At 71.9% G+C, this 19303-nt stretch carries 13 protein-coding genes; 3 read left to right on the top strand and 10 right to left on the bottom strand.

What is annotated here, in order from left to right:
• A partial coding sequence (locus tag ACIWVC_RS23270) for a winged helix-turn-helix transcriptional regulator (RefSeq protein ID WP_396454573.1) occupies positions 1 to 674 on the bottom strand: 674 nt, incomplete at its 3' end.
• 113 nt (positions 675 to 787) lie between these two features.
• Between ACIWVC_RS23270 and ACIWVC_RS23265 the strand changes: the two genes are divergently transcribed.
• Positions 788 to 1597, top strand: a complete 810-nt coding sequence (locus ACIWVC_RS23265) for a class I SAM-dependent methyltransferase (protein WP_396447680.1) — start codon at positions 788 to 790, stop codon at positions 1595 to 1597.
• A 53-nt stretch (positions 1598 to 1650) separates the two neighbouring features.
• On the opposite strand, the gene ACIWVC_RS23260 is transcribed toward ACIWVC_RS23265, so the two are convergent.
• On the bottom strand, positions 1651 to 2652 hold the full coding sequence (locus ACIWVC_RS23260) for a CDP-alcohol phosphatidyltransferase family protein (protein WP_396447681.1): 1002 nt from the start codon (positions 2650 to 2652) through the stop codon (positions 1651 to 1653).
• Positions 2653 to 2778: 126 nt separating this feature from the next.
• Here ACIWVC_RS23260 and ACIWVC_RS23255 point away from each other — a divergent pair, with 126 nt between their 5' ends.
• A complete protein-coding gene (locus tag ACIWVC_RS23255; protein ID WP_396447682.1) occupies positions 2779 to 4269 on the top strand; it encodes a hypothetical protein in 1491 nt (496 codons plus the stop codon).
• A 76-nt stretch (positions 4270 to 4345) separates the two neighbouring features.
• Here ACIWVC_RS23255 and ACIWVC_RS23250 read toward each other — a convergent pair whose 3' ends face one another.
• The 8 genes from ACIWVC_RS23250 to ACIWVC_RS23215 all read right to left on the bottom strand — a co-directional run bounded on the left by ACIWVC_RS23250 (position 4346) and on the right by ACIWVC_RS23215 (position 16962).
• Positions 4346 to 5524 (bottom strand): glycosyltransferase family 4 protein, encoded by a 1179-nt coding sequence (locus tag ACIWVC_RS23250; protein WP_396447683.1) that lies wholly within the window; start codon positions 5522 to 5524, stop codon positions 4346 to 4348.
• Positions 5521 to 6267: a hypothetical protein gene (locus ACIWVC_RS23245; RefSeq protein ID WP_396447684.1), complete on the bottom strand. Its 747-nt coding sequence runs from the start codon at positions 6265 to 6267 to the stop codon at positions 5521 to 5523. Before ACIWVC_RS23245 ends, ACIWVC_RS23250 begins: the two co-directional genes overlap by 4 nt.
• A gap of 114 nt (positions 6268 to 6381) precedes the next feature.
• Positions 6382 to 9804: a CDP-glycerol glycerophosphotransferase family protein gene (locus tag ACIWVC_RS23240; protein WP_396454572.1), complete on the bottom strand. Its 3423-nt coding sequence runs from the start codon at positions 9802 to 9804 to the stop codon at positions 6382 to 6384.
• Positions 9805 to 9915: 111 nt separating this feature from the next.
• Positions 9916 to 12132, bottom strand: coding sequence for a CDP-glycerol glycerophosphotransferase family protein (locus ACIWVC_RS23235; protein WP_396454571.1), 2217 nt, complete (start codon positions 12130 to 12132; stop codon positions 9916 to 9918).
• Positions 12133 to 12216: 84 nt separating this feature from the next.
• Positions 12217 to 13386 (bottom strand): acyltransferase family protein, encoded by a 1170-nt coding sequence (locus tag ACIWVC_RS23230; RefSeq protein WP_396447687.1) that lies wholly within the window; start codon positions 13384 to 13386, stop codon positions 12217 to 12219.
• 17 nt (positions 13387 to 13403) lie between these two features.
• Positions 13404 to 14537 carry an acyltransferase family protein gene (locus ACIWVC_RS23225; protein WP_396447688.1) on the bottom strand — a complete coding sequence of 378 codons (1134 nt, stop codon included), beginning with the start codon at positions 14535 to 14537 and terminating at the stop codon, positions 13404 to 13406.
• Between the two features lie 12 nt (positions 14538 to 14549).
• Positions 14550 to 15971 (bottom strand): LCP family protein, encoded by a 1422-nt coding sequence (locus ACIWVC_RS23220; protein WP_396447689.1) that lies wholly within the window; start codon positions 15969 to 15971, stop codon positions 14550 to 14552.
• 115 nt (positions 15972 to 16086) lie between these two features.
• The gene (locus tag ACIWVC_RS23215) at positions 16087 to 16962 is read right to left on the bottom strand and encodes a TIGR03089 family protein (RefSeq protein WP_396454570.1); all 876 of its coding nucleotides are present in this window, start codon (positions 16960 to 16962) and stop codon (positions 16087 to 16089) included.
• 137 nt (positions 16963 to 17099) lie between these two features.
• Here ACIWVC_RS23215 and ACIWVC_RS23210 point away from each other — a divergent pair, with 137 nt between their 5' ends.
• The gene (locus ACIWVC_RS23210) at positions 17100 to 19157 is read left to right on the top strand and encodes a hypothetical protein (protein WP_396454569.1); all 2058 of its coding nucleotides are present in this window, start codon (positions 17100 to 17102) and stop codon (positions 19155 to 19157) included.
• Positions 19158 to 19303 lie beyond the last annotated feature (146 nt).

Here is a 19303-nt window from a genome sequence, read left to right as displayed (position 1 = left end):
CCGGCGTGAACGGCCGGGCGGGGGACGGTGGCGTAGGGGGAGAGGGCGAACCAGGTCGGGAGGGAGCGGCGGAGAGGCTCGGGACCCTGGATCTGCAGGGCGCCGGAGCGCAGGGCGTCCTGCCAGGGTGTGTCGCCGCGCCAGATGGCGACCATGGTGCGGAGGTCGGCGGTAACGGTCACGGACGTCTCATAGCCGGGGTCGATGTCGCAGACGTCGGCGGCCTCCGGGGTGAGGACCAGCCACCAGTGGCGGTTGCGGGGCGGGACGTCCGGGAAGACGAAGAAGACCACGGTCCGGTCGTCGGGGACGGCGTCCAGAGCCGTGTTGCGGCGCATGTCCCAGAGGAGGAGCTTCGGGTCCAGGTCCCGGTCGCCCAGCTCACCGATCCAACGGAGGCCCCATACCGCCAGTGCGTCCACGACCGGGCGCAGCTCCTCGCCGGCGGGGGTCAGGACGTAGCGGTCCCCCTGCTTGTCCGCGATGCCCGCGCGCACCAGCTGGTTGAGGCGCTTGGACAGCAGCGTCGGGGACATGCGGGGGACGCCCCGGCGCAGCTCGTTGAAGCGTTCGCTGCCGGCGAGCAGCTCGCGGACGATCAGCATGGTCCAGCGCTCGTCGAGCAGCTCCATCGCCTTGGCGACGGGGCAGAACTGGTAGTACGAAGCCCCCATACCGCGCAGGCTAGGACGGTTCGGCCAGGGCGTCCAAGCCCGGTACAGATCCTGTACTAGGACCGCACCCTTCGGATTCCTAACGTTGAACCGACAACGGGAGGAGAATTGTCATGGGGGACACGGTGAAGGACGCCCACAGGGCGATGTGGGCTTCGGGGGACTATCCGTCGGTGGCGTCGGAGATCATCCCGGACATGGGCGCGGTGCTCGTCCGGGCGGCGGGGGTGCGGCCCGGCCAGCGGGTGCTGGACGTCGCCGCCGGGTCGGGCAACGCGGCCATCGCGGCGGCGCTCGAAGGGGCGGACGTCGTCGCGAGCGACCTCACGCCGGAACTGCTCCGGGCGGGGGAGAAGGAGGCGGTGCGGCGCGGCGCCGAGCTGGCCTGGCGGGAGGCCGACGTCGAGGCGCTGCCGTTCGGCGACGGGGAGTTCGACGCGGTGCTGTCGTGCGTCGGGATCATGTTCGCGCCGCACCACCGGGCGTCCGCGGACGAGGTGGTGCGGGTCTGCCGCGAAGGCGGGACGATCGGGCTGGCCAACTGGACCCCGGAGGGCTTCATCGGGCAGATGTTCGGCGTGATGAAGCCCTACGCGCCGCCGCCCCCGGAGGGCGCGCAGCCGCCGCCGCTGTGGGGGCGTCCCGAGCACGTCCAGGAGCTGTTCGGGGACCGCGTCACCGACGTGCGGGCCGAGCGGCGGACGGTGCGGGTCGACCGGTTCGGCAAGCCCGAGGAGTTCCGCGACTACTTCAAGACCCGGTACGGGCCGACCATCGCCGTCTACCGGCGCATCGCCGACGACCCGGAGAAGGTCGCGGCGCTCGACACCGCGCTGGTCGAACTGGCGCGAGGGCAGGACGTGGGGACGTCCGGCCTGGTCATGGAGTGGGAGTACCTGCTCCTCACCGCGCGCAAGCGCTGAACGGCGGAAGGCCCCCCGGCGCGCGCGCCGGGGGGCCTTCCGCGTGGCACCGGTCAGCCGGCGCTGCCCACGGTGACCTCCTGGTCGTCGGGGAGGGCGGCCCGGTAGGTCTCGATCTTGGCGTTGAGCTTGGCGAGGCTGCGGCTGTAGTCGCGGCTGGACAGCCAGAACTTGTAGATGATCACGAGCTCGAAGGCCAGCAGGCCGGCGGCGCTCGCCGCGACGACGGGGATGATGGCCCCGGGGACGATCGCGGCGGCGACCGGCGCGACGATGAACACGCCCATCTGGAACTCGATGCCGCTGATCAGGTGCGGGCGGATGCGGCCCGCCATCAGCACGTTGCGGATCCGGGCGTACCAGGGGAACTGCCGGTTGAAGCCCTGCTGGAGCGTCGCGATGGTCGGGTCGTCGCCGACGACGCGGTTCTCCAGGTCGGCCTCGGGGTCCTCCGCGAGGGCCTCGGCGGAGCGGAGGTCCTCGTCCTCGCCGGAGACCTCGCCGTTGGCGCGCTGGGCGGCGCGTTCGAGGGCGCGCGCCTCGGCGCGGGCCGCGTTCAGCTTCGTCCGCATCTGGGTGCGGACCTTGTAGATCTCCAGCGCGTCCATGTAGCGGAGCATGTCGAGGAACACGACGGCGACGGCCGTCCAGATGTAGGCGGCGTTGCCCGTGGCGGCGTACTGCCCCGCCATCAGGGCGATCGCGCAGGCCAGGACGCGGACGCGGTCGAAGATGTAGTCGAGCCAGGCGCCGAAGACCGAGCCGGTGCCCTTCAGGCGGGCGATCTTGCCGTCCATGCAGTCGAGCGTGAACGACAGGTGGTACAGCAGCGCGCCGGCGAGCAGCCACGGCCAGGACGCGACGGCGAAGCAGGCGCCCGCGGCGAGACCGAGGACCAGGGCTCCGACGGTGAGCTGGTTCGGGGTCACGCGCGTCCGGTTGGCCGTGAACTTCACCAGCCTGGACGCGAGCGGATCGACCAGCAGGACGGTCCACCAGGCGTCACGCGCCTTGTACGTCCGTTGCCGAACGTCGTCGAGCGTGAAGTTCGCCATGGAGTTCCCTTTCATCGTGAGGAGCGATCCGATGCTATCGGCTGTCCGGTTCCGGTCCCCGGCATTGTCGCGGATCCGTGACTGCGCCGAGGACATGGTGATCATTTCCATCGGTAGCCTGGCAGGGTGCGCGTCCGACTCATCGCTCATGCGCCGTTCGCGGGGGTTCTCGCGGCGGCGATCTGGATCAGGGTCATCGCGGTCCTGGGCTATCCGGCGCCGTTGTGGTTCGGCGACTCGAAGAGTTATCTCGAGGCCGCCCTCCAGTTGCGGCCGGGTGAGACGCGTCCGAGTGGATACCCGATTCTGCTCTGGCTGATCGAACCGTTCCACAGCTTCACCGTGCTGGTGTCGGTGCAGCACGCCATCGGCGTCCTCACGGGCGTCCTGGTCTACATCCTGGTGGTGCGCGCGGGCAGGGAGGCGTGGCCGCCGGACGAGCGCGGACGGTGGGCGTGGCGGATGTGGCTGCCCAACCTGCTGGCGGCGGCCGTGACGGTGCCGGTGCTGATGCCCGTCCACCAGATCTCCCTGGAGCACATGCTCATGTCGGACTCGCTGTTCACGTTCCTGCTGCTCGCGGCGGTCGCGGCGGCGCTGTGGCGGCGCCGCTCGACGTGGTGGCTCGGGGGGCTGGCCGGCGCGTTCGCGGCGTTCGCCGCGCTGACCAGGACGGCGGGGCTCGCGCTGATCGCGGTGATCGTCGTCGCGATGCTGCTGCGCCGCGCGGGCCGGTGGGCCTGCGTCGCGGCGGTGGTGATGTTCGCGCTGCCGATCGCCGGGTACATGTTCTGGTTCCGGTCCGAGTACGGCGAGTTCAAGCTGGCCAAGGCCAACTCGATCTGGCTGTACGGGCGCACCGCCGCGTTCGCCGACTGCGACGTCATCAAACCCCGCCCCGAGCTGCGGATCATGTGCCCGCACCTCACCGACCCGCGCATCTCGCCCGCGTTCGCGGTGATGTGGACGAAGGACTCCCCGTTCCGCGAGATCCCCGGCTGGGTGACGGGCGACGAGGCCGACCGGCTCGCGAGCGAGTTCGCGTGGGCGGCGATCCGCGAGCAGCCCGGCGACTACGCGGGCGTGGTCGTCCACGACACGTTCAAGGCGTTCGAGTGGGACCGGGAACCGTACCCGAACCCGTGGACGTCGCTGGAGTACGACTTCCCCGAGGGCGAGGAGTGGAGCGACAAGCAGGCGCTGCTCGCCGAGCAGTACGACCCGGACGGCGCCGAGACGAAGGTCGTCCGGCCCTGGGCCGACCAGATGCTCGCCTACCAAGACGAATTTGCCATGCCGGGCACGTTCCTTGGCGTCCTGCTGCTGGGCGGCCTGGCTGGAGCGTTCCCGTACGTCCGGTCGCGGGGCCGGTGGCGCCCGCTCGGCCCCGTCCGGCACTGGGGGACGGGCGCGCTCCTCCCCTGGGGGACGAGCCTCGCGCTGCTGGTGATCCCCGCCGCGACCGCCGACTTCGACTACCGCTACGTCGTGCCCGCCGTCCCGTTCGCCTGCCTGGCCCTCGGCCTGGCGCTGCTCCCGCCGCCGCGGAGCCCCCGCCCGGCCGCCGAGCCGGCCCCCGCCGAAGAGCGCGAGAAGGCCGAGGCCGGCCGCACCTAGCAGGGCCGAGCCCGGCCGCACCTAGCAAGGCCGAGCCCGGCGGCGCCCGGCCGGGGCGAGGCCCGCGGTCCCGTCCCTAGCGGCCGGAGTTTCGGCGCGGCGCGGTCCGCAGCTCGGTGAGCATCTTCTCCCACTGCCGGGCCACGACCGCGATGTCGAAGCGCTCCGCCGACGCGAAGGCGCGCTCGGCCATCGTCAGCCGCAGGTCCTCGTCGTCGATCAGCCTGATCAGCGCCTCGGCGAACGCGTCCGGGTCCTCCGGGGGGACGAGCAGCCCGTCGTGGCCGTCGGTGATGATCTCGCGGGGGCCCTGCGGGCAGTCGAAACCGACCACCGGCAGCCCGCACGCGAACGCCTCGATGATCGTCATGCCGAACGGCTCGGCCCGCGACGACATCGCGAGGACGGACGCCTTGGCGAACTCGCCCTCCATGTCGTCCGTCGGGTCCATCAGCAGGACGTTGTTGTAGAGCCCGAGCCGGGTGACCTGGCGGCGCAGCTGGTCGCGCCGGGAGCCGTCCCCGTAGATCCGCAGCTGCCACTCCGGGTGCTTCTCCACGACCTTCGCGAACGCGTGGATGAGCAGGTCGTAGCCCTTGATCCACACCATCCGGCCGGCCGCGACGACGACCTTGTTCTCCTGCCGGGAGCGCGGGTACAGCCGCGGCGGCAGCCCGTTCCCGATCGTGTAGACCGGGCACGACCCGTCCGGCAGCGCCGCCTCGTAGTCCGCGCCGTCGGCGGCGGTGAGGGTGGTCAGCGCGTCGAGCCGCGGGTACCACTCCCGGAACTCGGTGATCATCTCCGGCTCGTTGATGCCGAGCTGCAGGTGCTCCTGCCCGACGACCACCACCTTGCGGGGCGCCGTGCGCGCCGCGAGCAGGTTGAGCCCGGCCCGGGTGGTGACCAGCACGTCGGTGCGCGGGCGCCGCAGGAACCGGCTGATCCGGTCGTCGGTCCAGGCGCTGAACTTGTCGTAGCAGCGCTCCTGCTCGGGGACCAGCGCGGACGGCTCCGGCATCAGCCGCTCGGCCCGCGCGGTGTGCGGCCACGGGACCTTCGCCTCCGCCCGCAGGTCGACGAGGGAGCGCAGCCGGACCCGGTCCGACAGCGGCAGGACGGGGCGGTCCCGGTCCCGCAGGACGCTCACGATCTCGACGTCGTGCCGCCGGGACAGTTCGTCGGCGAGCGTGAACGTGCACCGGACGGTGCCGTCGATGGAGAACGCCTCCAGCAGCAGAAAGGTGATCTTCACTTGGCGTCGTCCTCGACGAGGCTGCACGCGATCGACAGCTGGTCACGGTCGGTGAAGTAGGGCCGCACGGTCATCTCCCGGCCTCCGTGCGCGGCGACCTGCCGCGGGTAGGACAGCTTGCCGCGCTTCCCGGGCGCGTCGTCCAGCCGGGTCGCGAGGCGGGCGTGCACGTCGCCGGCGTCGAGCCACAGGTCCCAGAGGGCGGGCTCGGCCGCGGCGAGCGCCTCGACGTCCAGGCGGCCGTCGAACCGGGTGCCGTCGAGCCGGACGCCGCCGCTCACCGCGGCGTCGCCGTCCCGCGCCGCCGCGACCAGCCGGGCGCTCTCCCCGGGCTGCGGGCCCGCGTACGCGAGCCGCCCGACGATCCTGATCTCGCCGTCGCGCGGGTGCACCGCCTCGACCTCGGCGTGCGGGGCGACCTTCCGGACGGTGAGCGCGACGCGCCCGTCCGCGGCCCGCACCACCCGCACGGCGCGCTCGCGGGGCACGTCGGCGTAGGCGCGCAGCCCGGCCAGCGAGAACCCCGGGTCGTCGGTCAGCAGCGGGCGCTCCGCGCCGTCCCCCTCGACGGCGAGGGTCCACTTGCCGGACGCCAGGTCGGCGGCGTCCAGCTCCACCGAGCGGCGGTCGCCGGTGATCGGCTCGGCCCGCGTCTCGCCGGACTTGCGGTGCCGCAGCACGATTCGGCGGCCGGCCGGCAGGGGGTCGGGCCACCGGATGCTCAGGCGGTCGTCGGACCCCACCCTGCAGTGGTTCGCTACCGCGTCCAATGTCCGCAGCCCTTCCCCAGGTCGCCGGTGCAGGCGCGTAGCCTACCAACGCGCCCGCGATGCCCGTTCGCCATCGGCATCGGCCGGTCAGCGCTCCGGGCCGAAGACCCGGTCGACGGTCCGGGCGGCGGCGTGGCCGTCGTCCAGCGGGCAGAAGCGGTCGACGAAGGCGTCGTAGCGCTCCTTGTGCCCGGCGACGGCGGCGTCGATGTCGCGGATCGCGTCGATCAGGTCGTCGGACGTCTCCACCAGCGGCCCCGGCGCCTCCGCCTCGAAGTCGAAGTAGAAGCCGCGGAGCCGGTCCCGGTAGTCGGCCAGGTCGTAGGTGAAGAACAGCATCGGGCGGCCCGTGTTGGCGTAGTCGAACATCACCGACGAGTAGTCGCTGATCATCATGTCGGAGATCAGGTACAGCTCGGTGATGTCCGGGTACAGCGACACGTCGCGGACGAAGCCCTCCGGGTCCTCCTGGACGCCGTCCACCACGTTGCTGTGCAGCCGGACCAGCAGCACGTGGTCGTCGCCGAGGGCGGCGCGGGCCCGGTCCAGGTCGAGGCGCATGTCGTGCTTGTACCGGCCGCGGCTGTAGTACTGGTCGTCGCGCCACGTCGGCGCGTACAGCACGACCCGCTTGCCCTCCGGGATGCCGAGCCGGGCCCGGACCGACCGTGCCACGACGTCCGCGTCCGGGCTGTGCAGCAGGTCGTTGCGCGGGTACCCGACCTCCAGCATCTCGCCCTTGAACGCGAACGCGCGGCGGAAGATCTCGGTGCTGAACGGGTTCGGGGACAGCAGGTGGCTCCACTCGGGGACGGCCGGCCCCTCCGGCTTCTTCTCCTTGCTCTGCAGCGCCGACTTCATCCCCGGCGCGTACGCGAAGTGGACCTCCTTCACGTCCCGGCCGATCTTCTTCAGCGGGGTGCCGTGCCAGGTCTGCAGGACGATCTGGTCGGGGTGCCGCTGGAACCAGTCGCCGAGCCGGTGGTTGGTGACGATGTAGCGGGACGTCGTCACCGCCTCCTGCCACTCCCTGCCGTTCAGCCGGACGGCCTGCAGCGTGTCCGGCAGCTCGACCTGCGCGTCGTTGACGACCCACAGCTGCTCCAGGTCGGTGCCGCGCCGCAGCAGCTCCTCGTGGATGGCCTTCGGGCTGTCGGAGTACTGCCGCCCGTTGAAGCAGGAGAACAGCACCGCGTCGCGCAGCCCCTCGCGGGCGACCGTGCGGCGCGCCTCCTCCCGGTACTTCGGGCCGGCGCTCTTCTCCTCGCTCGACACGTCCCCGGTGACGGCGACGACGAGCCGGCCGTCCTTGGTCTCCAGCTCGTAGCCGCGCCGCGCCACCTCGACCGGCCCCGGCAGGCCCTGCTGCGCGCCCTGGGTCAGCCGGACGGTCAGCGCCCGCTCGCCCGGCGGGCGGAACAGCACGTCCCAGCGGCCCGGCCGCAGCGGCAGGACGCCCGCGACGCCCGGCACGGCCGCCACCGGGACCTCGGCCCGCAGCCTGCCCGACCCGTCGGGGACGAGGTCGAACGCGTGCTGCTTGCGCCGCCCGCGGCTGCGCACCACGATCTGCCCGGACTCGTGCGCCGGGTGCGTCGCCGTCAGCGCCAGCGTCCCGTCGGGGCGCAGCTCGCAGCCGTCCACCGACAGGCGGATCGTCGACCGCCGCACCCGCACGTAACCGCCGTGCCCGCGGCCCGCGGTGACCTCGAGGGCGCCGAACGTGCGGCGCGCCTCCGCCACGCCCTCGGCGAGGACGAGCGGCCGGCCGTCCGCGGACAGCGTCCAGTCGCGGGTGTCGTCGATCGACTCGGGGTCGATGTCCATGTCGAGCGCGGCCGGGTCGACCCGCGCCGTCCACCCGCTCCCCGCGTCCCCGGAGGCGGCCCCGGCCGCCACCGGGACGGGGACGCGCGAGTCGCCGAGCGTCAGCACCAGCTCGGCGGGCGGCCCGCCGGCCGACTCGCCCTCGATGAGCAGCGCGTCATCGTCCCAGCGCAGCGCGGTCGCCCGCTCTTTGACGCGTTCCACCTGGACGACGAAGTGCCCGTCCACGACCTTCGGGACGACGCGCACGTCGTCGGCCACGTACCGGTAGGGCGGGTGCGCGCCCGTCCCGGACCCGCCGCCGCGCACCGGGCCCTGCCGGAACACGCCCGCGTTCAGCACCGCGGCGTGCACCTCCCAGGTGCCCTCGGCCCAGCCGCCGCGCTCCTTCAGCTTCGCGGCGTCGACGGAGAACTCGAACCCGGTCCAGCCGCCGGACGACTTGCCGGGCTTCGGCGTCTGCCGCGCCTTCATGACGATCCTGCGGCGGCCGTTGCGCAGCGTCACCGTCTTGATCGACGTCCAGCGGCGGCGCGAGCTGACCGAGTTGATGTAGGCCTCGCCGGTGACGACGAGCCGGTCGCCGTCCCAGCGCACCGCGTGCACCCGGCCGCGCATCTTGACCTCGTCGCGCGCCCGGTACACCTCGCGCGGGACGTCGAGCTTGGCGTCCTTCCAGTACGGGTAGACGACGTAGCGGCGCACCGGGTCGCGGACGATCGACGGCGACGACTTGCCGCGCTCGTACCGGACGACCTTCACCAGCTCCATCGTGTGGCCCGCCTGCGCGAGATGCCACTTCAGCCGGGTCAGCGCCGGGGCCTCGGCGAACACCTTCGGCGACACGCCCTTGGCGTACGCCGCGGCCTGCGCGACGACCTGCTCCCGCTCGTCGCCGGACAGGTCGGGCATGGCGTCCAGGAACGTCTTCAGCTCGGTCGTGACGAGGGCGAGCTGGAACCGCCGCAGCTCCTTGGCGTCGCCGCGCTCGGCGACCCAGGTCGTCGCGAGGGTCGCCGCGCCGAAGCCGTCCGCGATCTCCTGCGGCTCGGTCGTCGGCGCGTAGCGCCGCGTGCGGCGGTGCAGGACGACGTCCGGCACCACGTCCACGGACTTCGCCAGGTGCAGGACCCGCATCATCACCGGCAGGTCGTCGTAGCGGCCGAGGTCGGGGAACTCCAGCCCGTGCGCGTCCCAGAAGGACCGGCGCAGCAGCGTCCCGGAGATCTTGCGGTTGGCCAGCAGCTCCGGGCAGCGGCGCAGGTCGGTGCCCGTCGCCGGGGGCGCGTTGTCGCCGCGCGCCTTCCACTGCGACACCTGGCCCGTCCACTTGCGGGCCGCGTCGGGCCCCTTCGCCAGCTCCGACCCGGACGCCTCTAGCGCGGTGAGGAGCGAGGCGACGGCGTCCGGCGGCATCGGGTCGCCGTTGTCGGCGAACAGCAGGAACTCGCCGGCGCTCTCGGCCACGCCCAGGTTGCGGGCGGCGCCGCGGCTGGGCGCGCCCTGCCGGATCAGCCGGAACCGGTCGTCGGGCAGCGCGGCCCGCGCGGCGGTGCCGGTGCCGTCGTCCACGACCAGGACCTCCAGGTCCCGGCAGGTCTGGGCCGCGATCGACTCCAGGGCGTCGCCGAGGTGCTCCCCGGCTCCGTGGGTGAGCACGATGACGCTGATGCGGGCGGACAAGCGACCCACTCCTTCGAACACTTCGGCCGGCCGGGCGGCGGCGCCGGGCCGGTGGCGGCGGGCTTGCGCGGCGGGCGGGCCCGGGAGCGCAACGGGGGCGTGCGCCGGATGCTACTGCGCCGCGGCCCTCGCCGTGGGGCTCTGCGGCGGATTCTCGATCTTCTCGCCGAGGAAGACCCGGCGGACGGCCCGCTCGGACGCGTGGCCGTCGTCCCACGGGCAGAACCGCGCCTGGAACGCCTCCAGGTTCTTCGACGCCGCGTCGCCCCACGGCGCCCGCGACACGAACGCGTCGACGAGCTCGGACTCGGTGTAGGCGACGACGCCGGGCGGGAACTCGGTGAGGTCGAAGTTCACGCCGCGGGTGAGCCGGTAGGTCTCCCAGTCGTTCGCGTAGATCACGATCGGCTTGCCCAGGTTGGCGTAGTCGAACATGATCGACGAGTAGTCGGTCAGCAGCGCGTCCGAGGCGATCATGAGGTCCTCGACGGACGGGTGCTTGGACACGTCGATCACCTGGTCCTCGGGCCAGCCCAGGTCGGCCGCCATGTCCTTGAGCTTGTAGTAGTAGTGGGCGCGCAGCAGGAGGATGTGGTCCTCGCCGAGCTGCTCGACGACCCGGCCGATGTCGAACATCGGCGTGTACCGGCGCTGGTAGTCGCGGTGCGTCGGCGCGTACAGGACCGCCGTCCTGCCCTCGGGGATCTCCAGTTCGGCGCGCAGCCGCGCCTGCTCCTCCGGGGTCGCGCGCACCAGGCGGTCGTTGCGCGGGTAGCCGATCTCCAGCATCTCGTAGTGGCACGGGAAGCCGCGCTCCCACGCCTCGCTGGTCAGCGGGTTCGCGGAGATGAGGAAGTCCCAGCGGTCGGACCGCTCGATGAGGGCCTTGAAGTCCATGTCGCCGGCGCCGACCGGGTACTCCATCTGGTCGAGGCCCATCTTCTTCAGCGGCGTGCCGTGCTGGGTCTCCAGGTGCACCTGCCCCGGCCGCTTGACCAGGTGGTCGGGGAAGTTGACGTTGTTGACGAAGTACTTCGCGGCGGCGATCGTCCGGTAGTACTCGGCGGACCCGGCCACCACGTAGTCGACGCCCTCCGGCATGGTCTTGCGGGCGCTCGGCTTCACCACCCACACGCAGCGGATGTGCGGGGCCAGCTCGCGGACCTTCTCGTAGATCGCGGCCGGGTTGCAGGCGTACCCGCGGTACCAGTAGGCGGCGAAGACGGCGAGGTCCTCCTCGATCGGCATGTGCCGCCGCATCTGGTAGTAGCGCTCCTTGGCGAGCTCCTTGGAGCGCAGGACGCCCTGCCGCTGCAGCTTGCGGACCTTGCGCCCGCGCTTCCTGGCCTTGGACGCGAACGTCGGGGAGTTGAGGCGCTCCCACGCCTTGAAGTCGCCGCGCTCGATCGCCCGGTGCTTCTCGGCGAGGCCCGGCTCGTCGTCCGGCGGGACGTGCCCGGCGGGTTTGTACCGGTTGTAGGTCTTGGTCATCTCGGCGAAGAAGCGCGGCTTCTCCGACGGGTACACGCGGTCGGCGCGCTCGATGATGACCAGCAGGTGCCAGATCGTCCGGTTGAACATCAGCGGGCGGAGCGGGTCCATGGACGGGCCCAGCCGGTCCATGAACGCGAAGATCCGGTCGTACTGGTCGAACACGTCGAAGTGCTTGGCGCTCGCCGTCTTGGTGATCGCGCCGCGGCGGCGCTGCCGGTAGACGTAGCAGACCCGGTCGAGGAAGCTGACCCGCTCGGCGGCCATGAGGACCGGGTAGGTGATGCTGACGTCCTCGTAGTAGCCGCTGTTGAAGCGCAGCCCGTGCTCGATCATGAACTCGCGGCGGATCGCCCGGTTCCAGATCGAGGTGAACATCTCCAGCAGGCTCGGCCGCTCGTTGATGGTGAAGACGTCCGGCGCGGGCGGCTCGCGGAACAGGTGGTTGATGATGCTGCGCTTGACCCGCCCGTTCCAGTAGGCGCGCGCGTAGTCGAACATCAGCACGTCCGGCCGCGTCTCGTCCAGCCGGTCCATGACGGCCCGGACGGCGCCGTCGGTCGCGTAGTCGTCGCTGTCGAAGAACCAGACGTAGTCGCCGGTCGCCATGTCGAAGCCGACGTTCCGCGCGTGCCCCAGGCCCACGTTCTCGGTGAGGTGCCGCACCTTGACCCGCGGGTCGCGCGCGGCGAACTCGTCGAGGATCTCACCGCAGCCGTCCGGCGAGGCGTCGTCGACCGCGATGACCTCCAGGTTCGGCAGGTCCGGGTCGAGGATCGAGTCCAGGCACTGCCGGATGTACCCCTGCACTCTGTGCACGGGAACGATGATGCTCAAAGAGATGCCGTGATCAGTGCTCAACGCGTAGGCCAATCAGCTACTCGGTGAATTTGGACTATACCCGCAGATCGTAGGTAGATCTTATGTCCCGCCATGCGACGGCTTGAGCAGCCACCGCCCCTTGGGCTCGACGGCCCAGTGGGTGAGGCGCTGGACGGGCACGGTGGCGAGCAGGAGCCCGAGCGCGAGGCCGCCCGCGGTCACGAGGACGAGGCCGAGCGGCGTCTGGAAGAAGTGGCCGTCGAGGACGCCGCCGTAGTCGAGCGTCTTCACCACGAGGCCGTGCAGGAGGTAGACGTACATCGTCCGGGTGCCGAGCGTGGTGTACCAGGCGCGTCCGCGCGGGACGGCGGCGAGGAACGCGATGCCGAGGACGGTGGCGATCCCCAGCGCGAGCAGGCGGTACGCCATGCCCTCCAGGGCGCCGAAGCCCATGTGCTCGTAGCCGCGGTTCCACAGCAGGACGCCGCGCTCGACCTTCGGCACGACGCCGCCGAGCTGCCACACATAGGCGACCGGCAGCGCCGCGAGCAGCACGGCGGCGCCCGCCCAGCGCGTCCAGCGGGGGCGGCGCAGCGCCTCGACGCGGTCCCGCCCGATGGTGAGGCCGAGGACGAAGAACGGCAGCAGCCCGGCGGCCCGGCACAGCGTCGAGTCGGAGTTGAAGCTCCAGCTGCCGGCGACCAGGCACAGCGCCACCGACACCGCGACCGGGTGCCGCAGGTGCCCCCACAGCGGGGCGCTCAGCCGCCAGAGCACGAGCGCGACGAGGAACCACATCAGGAACTGCGGGCGGAAAAGCTCGTGCAGGCGGAACTCGTTGCCCCTGATGACCACAAGCTGCAGCCGGTAAAGGACATCGAAAATTACATAAGGGACGATCAGCGTCGGGAAAATGACCCGGAATTTCTCCGTGTTCTTCATGAACCCGCGCGAGAAGTAGCCGGAGACGAACACGAAGACCGGCATGTGGAAGCCGTAGACGAGCGAGTAGGCCGCGTTCACCGCGTGGCTGTCGTTGCGGAACACCTCCCAGCAGTGCCCCAGCACGACCAGCATGATCAAGAAGAACTTGACGTTGTCGAAGTACGCGTCGCGCTGCTTGGGCGCGGGCCGCTCGCCGGCCGGCCGGTCGCCGGAGTGCCGCGGGGCCGGCACCGGCGGCGCGGCCGGGACCGCCGCGCCCGGCGGCACCGGATCCGGGACGGTGACGGACGCGGGCCGGCGCGCGGGGGGATGGATGTCGGTCATGTCTCCGATGGCTTCGTCTAGCGTGATCCGCTCGGCCGCCGCAGCGGGGTGAACACCCAGGTCATCTTGGGCTCCAGCGCCCAGCTCATGGACCGGACGACGGGCTTGGAGCACAGGAACGTCCCGACCACGAGCGCGCCGCAGATCACGATGACGACGCCGGGCGGGGTGTGCATCCAGTCCGCGCCCCACCAGCCGGTGAAGTTCAGCAGCCGGGTGACGAACCCGTGCAGCAGGTAGGCGTAGAGCGTGTACGCGCCGAGCTGGGTGAACCAGTGGCGGCGGCGCGGGATCAGGCTCAGGAACGCGGCGACGAACACGGTCGCGCAGGCGAACATGCCGAGCCGCATCAGGGTGCCGGTGAAGTTGTCGACGCCGAGCTGGAAGTTCGCGTGCTTCCAGTAGATCCAGTTCCGCGACATGTGGTTCATGACGAGGTAGGACCCGGCGAGGCCGGCGGCGAGCACCAGCGCCCCGATCGGCCGCGCGATCGGCTTCTTCAGCAGCTCGAAGTGCTCCGGCCGCAGCGAGAGGCCGAGGACGTAGAACGGCAGCAGCCCGAAGACGCGGTGGATGTCGAACGTCCCGCCGAGGTTGCTCATGTACGACAGCAGGGCGAACGCGACCGCGACCGCGAGCGGCCAGCGGATCTGCTGCCAGACCGGGGTGGACAGCCGCCACATGAACAGCGCGATCAGGAACCACGTCAGGTAGTACGGGTTGAGCAGGCTGATCTCCAGCTCGTTGCGCCCGGCCAGCCAGTCGTACAGCGAGTAGGCGACCTCGAACACCACGTACGGGACGCCGACGTTGGTGATGAGCTTGCGGGCCTTGCCGCCCGCGAACGTCCAGTTCCGGGAGAAGTAGCCGGTGATCACGATGAACAGCGGCATGTGGAACATGTAGATGAAGATGTACAGGCCCTTGGCCATCGGGACGTTCAGCAGGTTGGCCAGGGAGTGGCCCGCCACCACCAGCAGGATCGCGAAGTACTTCGCGTTGTCGAAGAACGGGTCGCGCTGCCTGCGGGGCCGGGCCGCCTGCGCGGGCGCGGCGACCGCGGCGCCGGAGGTTCCGGGGGCCGCGGCGGGCCCGGGCTGCGCGGGGGGCGGAGCGGTGTCGGCTCCCGAGGGGCTGGTGGTGTACGTCATGGGGATGCCCGGTCAGGTCTCCTTGCAGATGTCGTCGCTGGCCCGGACCTCACCCTGCTGCTTCGGGATACCGGCGCCGGCGCTCTTCAGGTTCGTCCAGTTCTTTCCGACGACGAGGTCGACGACGCCCGGCCTCGCGCCCTTGCCGCGCGCAGCGGGCTGCGGCTTGCTCGGGATGAGCGCGGCGAGCGTCGCGGCCTGCTGGTCGGCGCCGGAACCGTACAGCACCTTGGTGGCCGCCGTGGTGGACGGCGCGTTGCCGCCCACCGTCACCTGGAAGCCCTGCGACTCCAGGTCGTCGGCGACGCGCCTGGCCTGCCCGGTGATGCCGCTGCCGTTGTAGACCCGCACCCGCACCTGGCTCGGCGGGATCTTCGGGCCGCGGGCCGCCGGCTCCTTGGGGACGGTCGTGTCGTTGCGGACGGCCGCGAAGAACGGCTGCGCGGCGTCGCTGAGCACCACCCGGTTCGGGTCGGCCGGGTCGGGCCCGGACGGGACGGTCACGAACCGCAGCTTGCCGGAGGTCATGCCCTGCATCTCCTGGGCGATGTCCATCATGACCTGCGGCGTCAGCTCCTTGTCGGTGGTGAGCGACTTGGTGGTCGCGTTCATCAGCGAGTAGAGCTTCTTGGGGTTGCTCAGCACGCCCGCGCTCATCGCCTTGTTGGCGAGGGCGCCCATGAACTTCTGCTGCCGCTTGATGCGGGAGGTGTCGGAGCCGTCGCCGAGGCCGTACCGGGTGCGCACGTAGGCGAGCGCCGTCTCGCCCGAGATCACGTGCTTGCCCTTGCTCAGCCGGAGCCCGGAATGCCTGTCGTTCACCGGCTTCGACAGGCACACCGGGACGCCGCCGACCGCCTTCGTGATGTTCTTGAAGCCGGTGAAGTCGACCTGCATGAAGTGGTCGATGCGGATGTGGGTGAGGTGCTCGATCGTCAGGATGACGCAGGCCGCGCCGCCGTTGGTGAACGATGAGTTGATCATGGCGCTGGACTGCGCCGGGACCGTCTCGCCCTTGCGGTTCTTGCAGGCCGGGATCGGGATCACCAGGTCGCGGGGGAAGCTGATCCCCAGCGCCTGGCCGCCCCCGGGCGACAGGTGCAGCAGGATCATCGTGTCCGAGCGGGGTGCCACGTTGCGGTACGAGCGCCCGTACTTGACGTTGGCTCCGGCGCGGCTGTCCGACCCGATCAGCAGGATGTTCATCGCGTTGTTCAGCTTCTTCGGCCGGTTGGGGCCCAGCTGCGCGTTGACGTCCTCGTGCGAGATGTTCCCGAACGCCTTGCGGTACAGGCCGTAGGCGGTCAGGGAGCCGGCCACCATGACCGCCGACAGCCCGATGCACACCCAGCCGAGGATGCGCCAGCCGCGCCGCGGCGCCGGCTGCGGGTCGGCGTCGTCGACGTACTCCATGTACATCGGGTTGCTGTTCATCGGCTCCGTGGTCCAGGTTCTCAGCGGTTCATGGTGGTGCGGGGGTCATCCCTCCCGCAGCGGATCGCCCGCTTTCAGGGGTCGGGTAACGGGACTGGGGCAAGGAGAGCGTAGGTCAGGGGAGCCGGTACAGGGACCCGGATGCGTCATTCGGTCCCGGCAGACCGGCAACCACCGTCACATGCTCCACTGCCAGACGTCGATCTTGGGCGGCTTTGTCGAAGTTTCGTTGGATTATGACGGAAGCACCCGAGGCTAGTGGTGCCAGCAGTGCGATCAGTACCCCGTCCAGTGTGGTGAAGGGCATGTCAACCAGGAGCCGGTCGCGTGCGTCCAGCTCCCATTTCTCGACGGCCTCGCGGGCGGCCGCCACCAGTTCGCCCCCGGTGAATGTGGCGTTTGTCACACTCAGCGCGGGCGTCTCCGGCGTCACTTCCGCCCCCGGCGCGAACCGGTCGCCGTAGCCGCGGACCTCGTCGGCGTAGTCGGTCACGCCGGGCGGGCAGTCGGCGAGCGGGGCGCCGAGCGCGTGCAGCGACAGGCCGACGATCTCCTCGGCGTCCGCGTCGTCGACCACGTCGTCCAGCACCTCCCGAGCGGCGGCCAGGATGTATGGGGCGTCCCCGGTGGCCGCCCCCTCTTCCGGGTACGGCCGGGGCGCCCCGGCCGGTTCGCCGGCCCGCACCTTCACCTCCGCCGGATCGACCGGTTCGGCGACGATGCCCGCGGACCAGCAGGCCATCAGCCACACCGCCGTCTGCCAGTGCGGCGGCAGGACGAGCACCGCCCGCGTCCCCGGCTCCGCGCCGAGGCCGTCCACCAGGAAGTTCGCCGTCTTGGCGACCCAGTTGTCGAACGTGCGGGCGGACAGCTCGACGCGCTCCCCGGTCGCGTCGTCGTAGAAGGTGACCAGCGGGTTGGACGGGTCGTCCGCCACCCGCCGCCGCAGCAGGTCGGCGGGCACGGCCGCGCCCCGGTCGTGTGCGCTCATGGGCAGAGCGTATGCCCGCATGATCGTCCGGGAGCCACCACCCGCCCGGTGCCGCTACGCTCCGCACGGGTGGATGACCACCCCATGAACCATTTGCCGGCGGACGAACGCCGCACGAACACGCACGGGGCGGGACGATGAACGCTGGTCGGCTGCTCGTCCGCGTCACCGTCGCCCCGGCGCTGCTCGTGCTCGCGTGGCTGGCGGTCGCGCTGCCGCTGCTGATGGCGGGCGTGTTCCGCCCGGCCCCGGCGATCGCGCTGTTCGCGCCGGTCGCGGCCGTGGTCCTGTGGTTCGGGCTGCGGTACCGGCCGCGCGGCCTGCCGGAGGCGGCGCGGGGGAGCCTGAGCGGCCGCGGCGCCGACGCGGTGCCGTGGTGGACGACCGGGAGCGTCCTCGCGATCACGGTCGCGTTCCTGGTGCTCCAGGTGGTCATGGTCTCGGAGCAGATCGTCGTCCGCCGCGACCCGGCGTCCTATGTCCAGTTCGCCACCTGGCTGGCCGAGCACGGATCGCTGCCCATCCCGCGCTCGGCCGGCGCGTTCGGCGGTCCGGACGCCGCCCTCCGCTTCGAGAGCCCCGCCTTCTACGAGGACGGCGGCGCGATCGTCCCGCAGTTCATGGCGGGGATGCCGCTGGTCCTCGCGCTCGGCGGCTGGCTCGGCGGCACGCACGGCATCCTGCTCATGGCGCCGCTGCTCGGCGCGTGCGGCGTGCTCGCGTTCGCCGGGCTCGTCGCGCGGCTCGTCGGGCCGCGCTGGGCGCCCGCCGGGGCGCTGCTGCTGGCGCTGACGCTGCCGATGCTCTACGTCTCGCGCAGCACCTTCAGCGAGCTGCCCGCGATCGTGCTGCTGCTGGGCGGGCTGTCCCTGCTGGACGACGTCCGCAGGGAGAAGGGGCGCGACGCCGCCGCGAAGGCGTTCCTCGCGGGCCTCGCGCTCGGGCTCATCGTGCTCGTCCGCATCGACGGGCTGCGCGACGTCCTGCCCGTGCTCGCCTTCGCCGGCCTGCTGGTCGGGCTCCGGCGGCGCACCGGGTACTGGCTCGCCGGCGGCCTGCTGCTGGGCGCGGGCGCCGGGCTGGTCGAGGGCTTCACCATGTCCCGGCCCTACCTGCGGTACCTCGACTCGTCGCTCAAGCCGCTGCTGGCCATCAGCGCGGCCGTGCCGGCCGCCACGGTCGCCCTGACCGTCCTCCTGCGCCTGGACCGGACGGGGACGCGGCTGCGGAGGCTGGGCTCGGCGGCCGCGCGCGGCCCGCTGCCGGGCATCGCCGCCGGCCTGACCGTGCTGGTGATGGCCGGCTTCGCCGCCCGGCCGCTGGTGCAGACCGTCCGCCGGGTACCGGCGACGAGGGACGACGAGCTGAACGTCCGGTTCATCGAGATGGTGCAGCGCATCCAGCACCTCCCGGTGGACGGCACCCGGCAGTACTCGGAGCTGTCCCTCTACTGGGTCGCCTGGTACATCGGCGTCCCCGCGCTGCTGTTCGCGACGCTGGGCGCGGCGCTGCTGGTGCGGCGGCTGCTGAGCGGGCGGTCGCCGGAGTGGCTGCCGCCCTACGCGATGATCGCCTGGACGACGACGCAGGTGCTGATCCGGCCGGGCATCACGCCCGACCACCCGTGGGCGTCCCGGCGGCTGATCGGCCTCGTCATCCCCGGCCTGCTGCTGTTCACCGTGTTCGCGTCGGCGTGGACGGTGCGGCGCGTCCGCCGGCTCGGGTACGGGACGAAGCCGGTGAACTGCGGCGCCGTCGCCGGTGTCGCGCTGATGCTCGTGCCGGTCGTGCTGACGTCCGGCGGGTTCCTGGTGACCCGGACCGAGCAGCACGAGGTGGGCGCCGTGCGGGGGATGTGCGGCGCGCTGCGCCCGCGCAGCTCGGTCGTGGTGGTCGAGCAGTCGACGGCCGACCGGTTCCTGGAGGTCGTGCGCGGGATGTGCGGGGTGCCCGCCGCGCGGGTGCGGGGCGGCGCCGCGCCCGCCGACGTGGCGCGCGTCATCGCCGGCGTGCGGCGGGCCGGGCGGCAGCCGGTGATCATGGCGGCGAAACCGGGGCAGGTCGCGCCGTACGGGACGCCGGAGCGGGTCCTGCACGTGCGGACCCGGCAGGACGGGCGCACCCTCAGCAGGCCGCCGGGCGGGACATGGGGCCTGGTCATGGACGTGTGGATCGCCCGCCCGTCCGCCCCGTGACCGCGCCCCCGCGCGTGCTCTCGCGCGTCCTCGCGTGCGACGAGGCTGCTGAGGTGGGGCCGGGCGAGTATCCTCGCGCTGCGTGAGCACCCAGTCTGCCGAGCCGACGTCCGACACCGCGCCCGCCGAGCACGCCGCGCCCGCCG

This window comes from Actinomadura sp., from assembly GCF_044508335.1.
In the GTDB taxonomy this organism is placed as follows: Bacteria; Actinomycetota; Actinomycetes; order Streptosporangiales; family Streptosporangiaceae; genus Spirillospora.
Note: the sequence above shows the minus strand (reverse complement) of the source record. Positions and strands in the feature narration are given on the sequence as shown.

What these genes read in the sequence shown, in the direction of transcription:
- ACIWVC_RS23210 (WP_396454569.1), top strand. Translation starts at nt 17,100, where the DNA reads ATGAACGCTGGTCGGCTGCTCGTCCGCGTCACCGTCGCCCCGGCGCTG.
- ACIWVC_RS23220 (WP_396447689.1), bottom strand. Translation starts at nt 15,971, where the DNA reads ATGAACAGCAACCCGATGTACATGGAGTACGTCGACGACGCCGACCCG.
- ACIWVC_RS23265 (WP_396447680.1), top strand. Translation starts at nt 788, where the DNA reads ATGGGGGACACGGTGAAGGACGCCCACAGGGCGATGTGGGCTTCGGGG.
- ACIWVC_RS23260 (WP_396447681.1), bottom strand. Translation starts at nt 2,652, where the DNA reads ATGGCGAACTTCACGCTCGACGACGTTCGGCAACGGACGTACAAGGCG.
- ACIWVC_RS23230 (WP_396447687.1), bottom strand. Translation starts at nt 13,386, where the DNA reads ATGACCGACATCCATCCCCCCGCGCGCCGGCCCGCGTCCGTCACCGTC.
- ACIWVC_RS23225 (WP_396447688.1), bottom strand. Translation starts at nt 14,537, where the DNA reads ATGACGTACACCACCAGCCCCTCGGGAGCCGACACCGCTCCGCCCCCC.
- ACIWVC_RS23215 (WP_396454570.1), bottom strand. Translation starts at nt 16,962, where the DNA reads ATGAGCGCACACGACCGGGGCGCGGCCGTGCCCGCCGACCTGCTGCGG.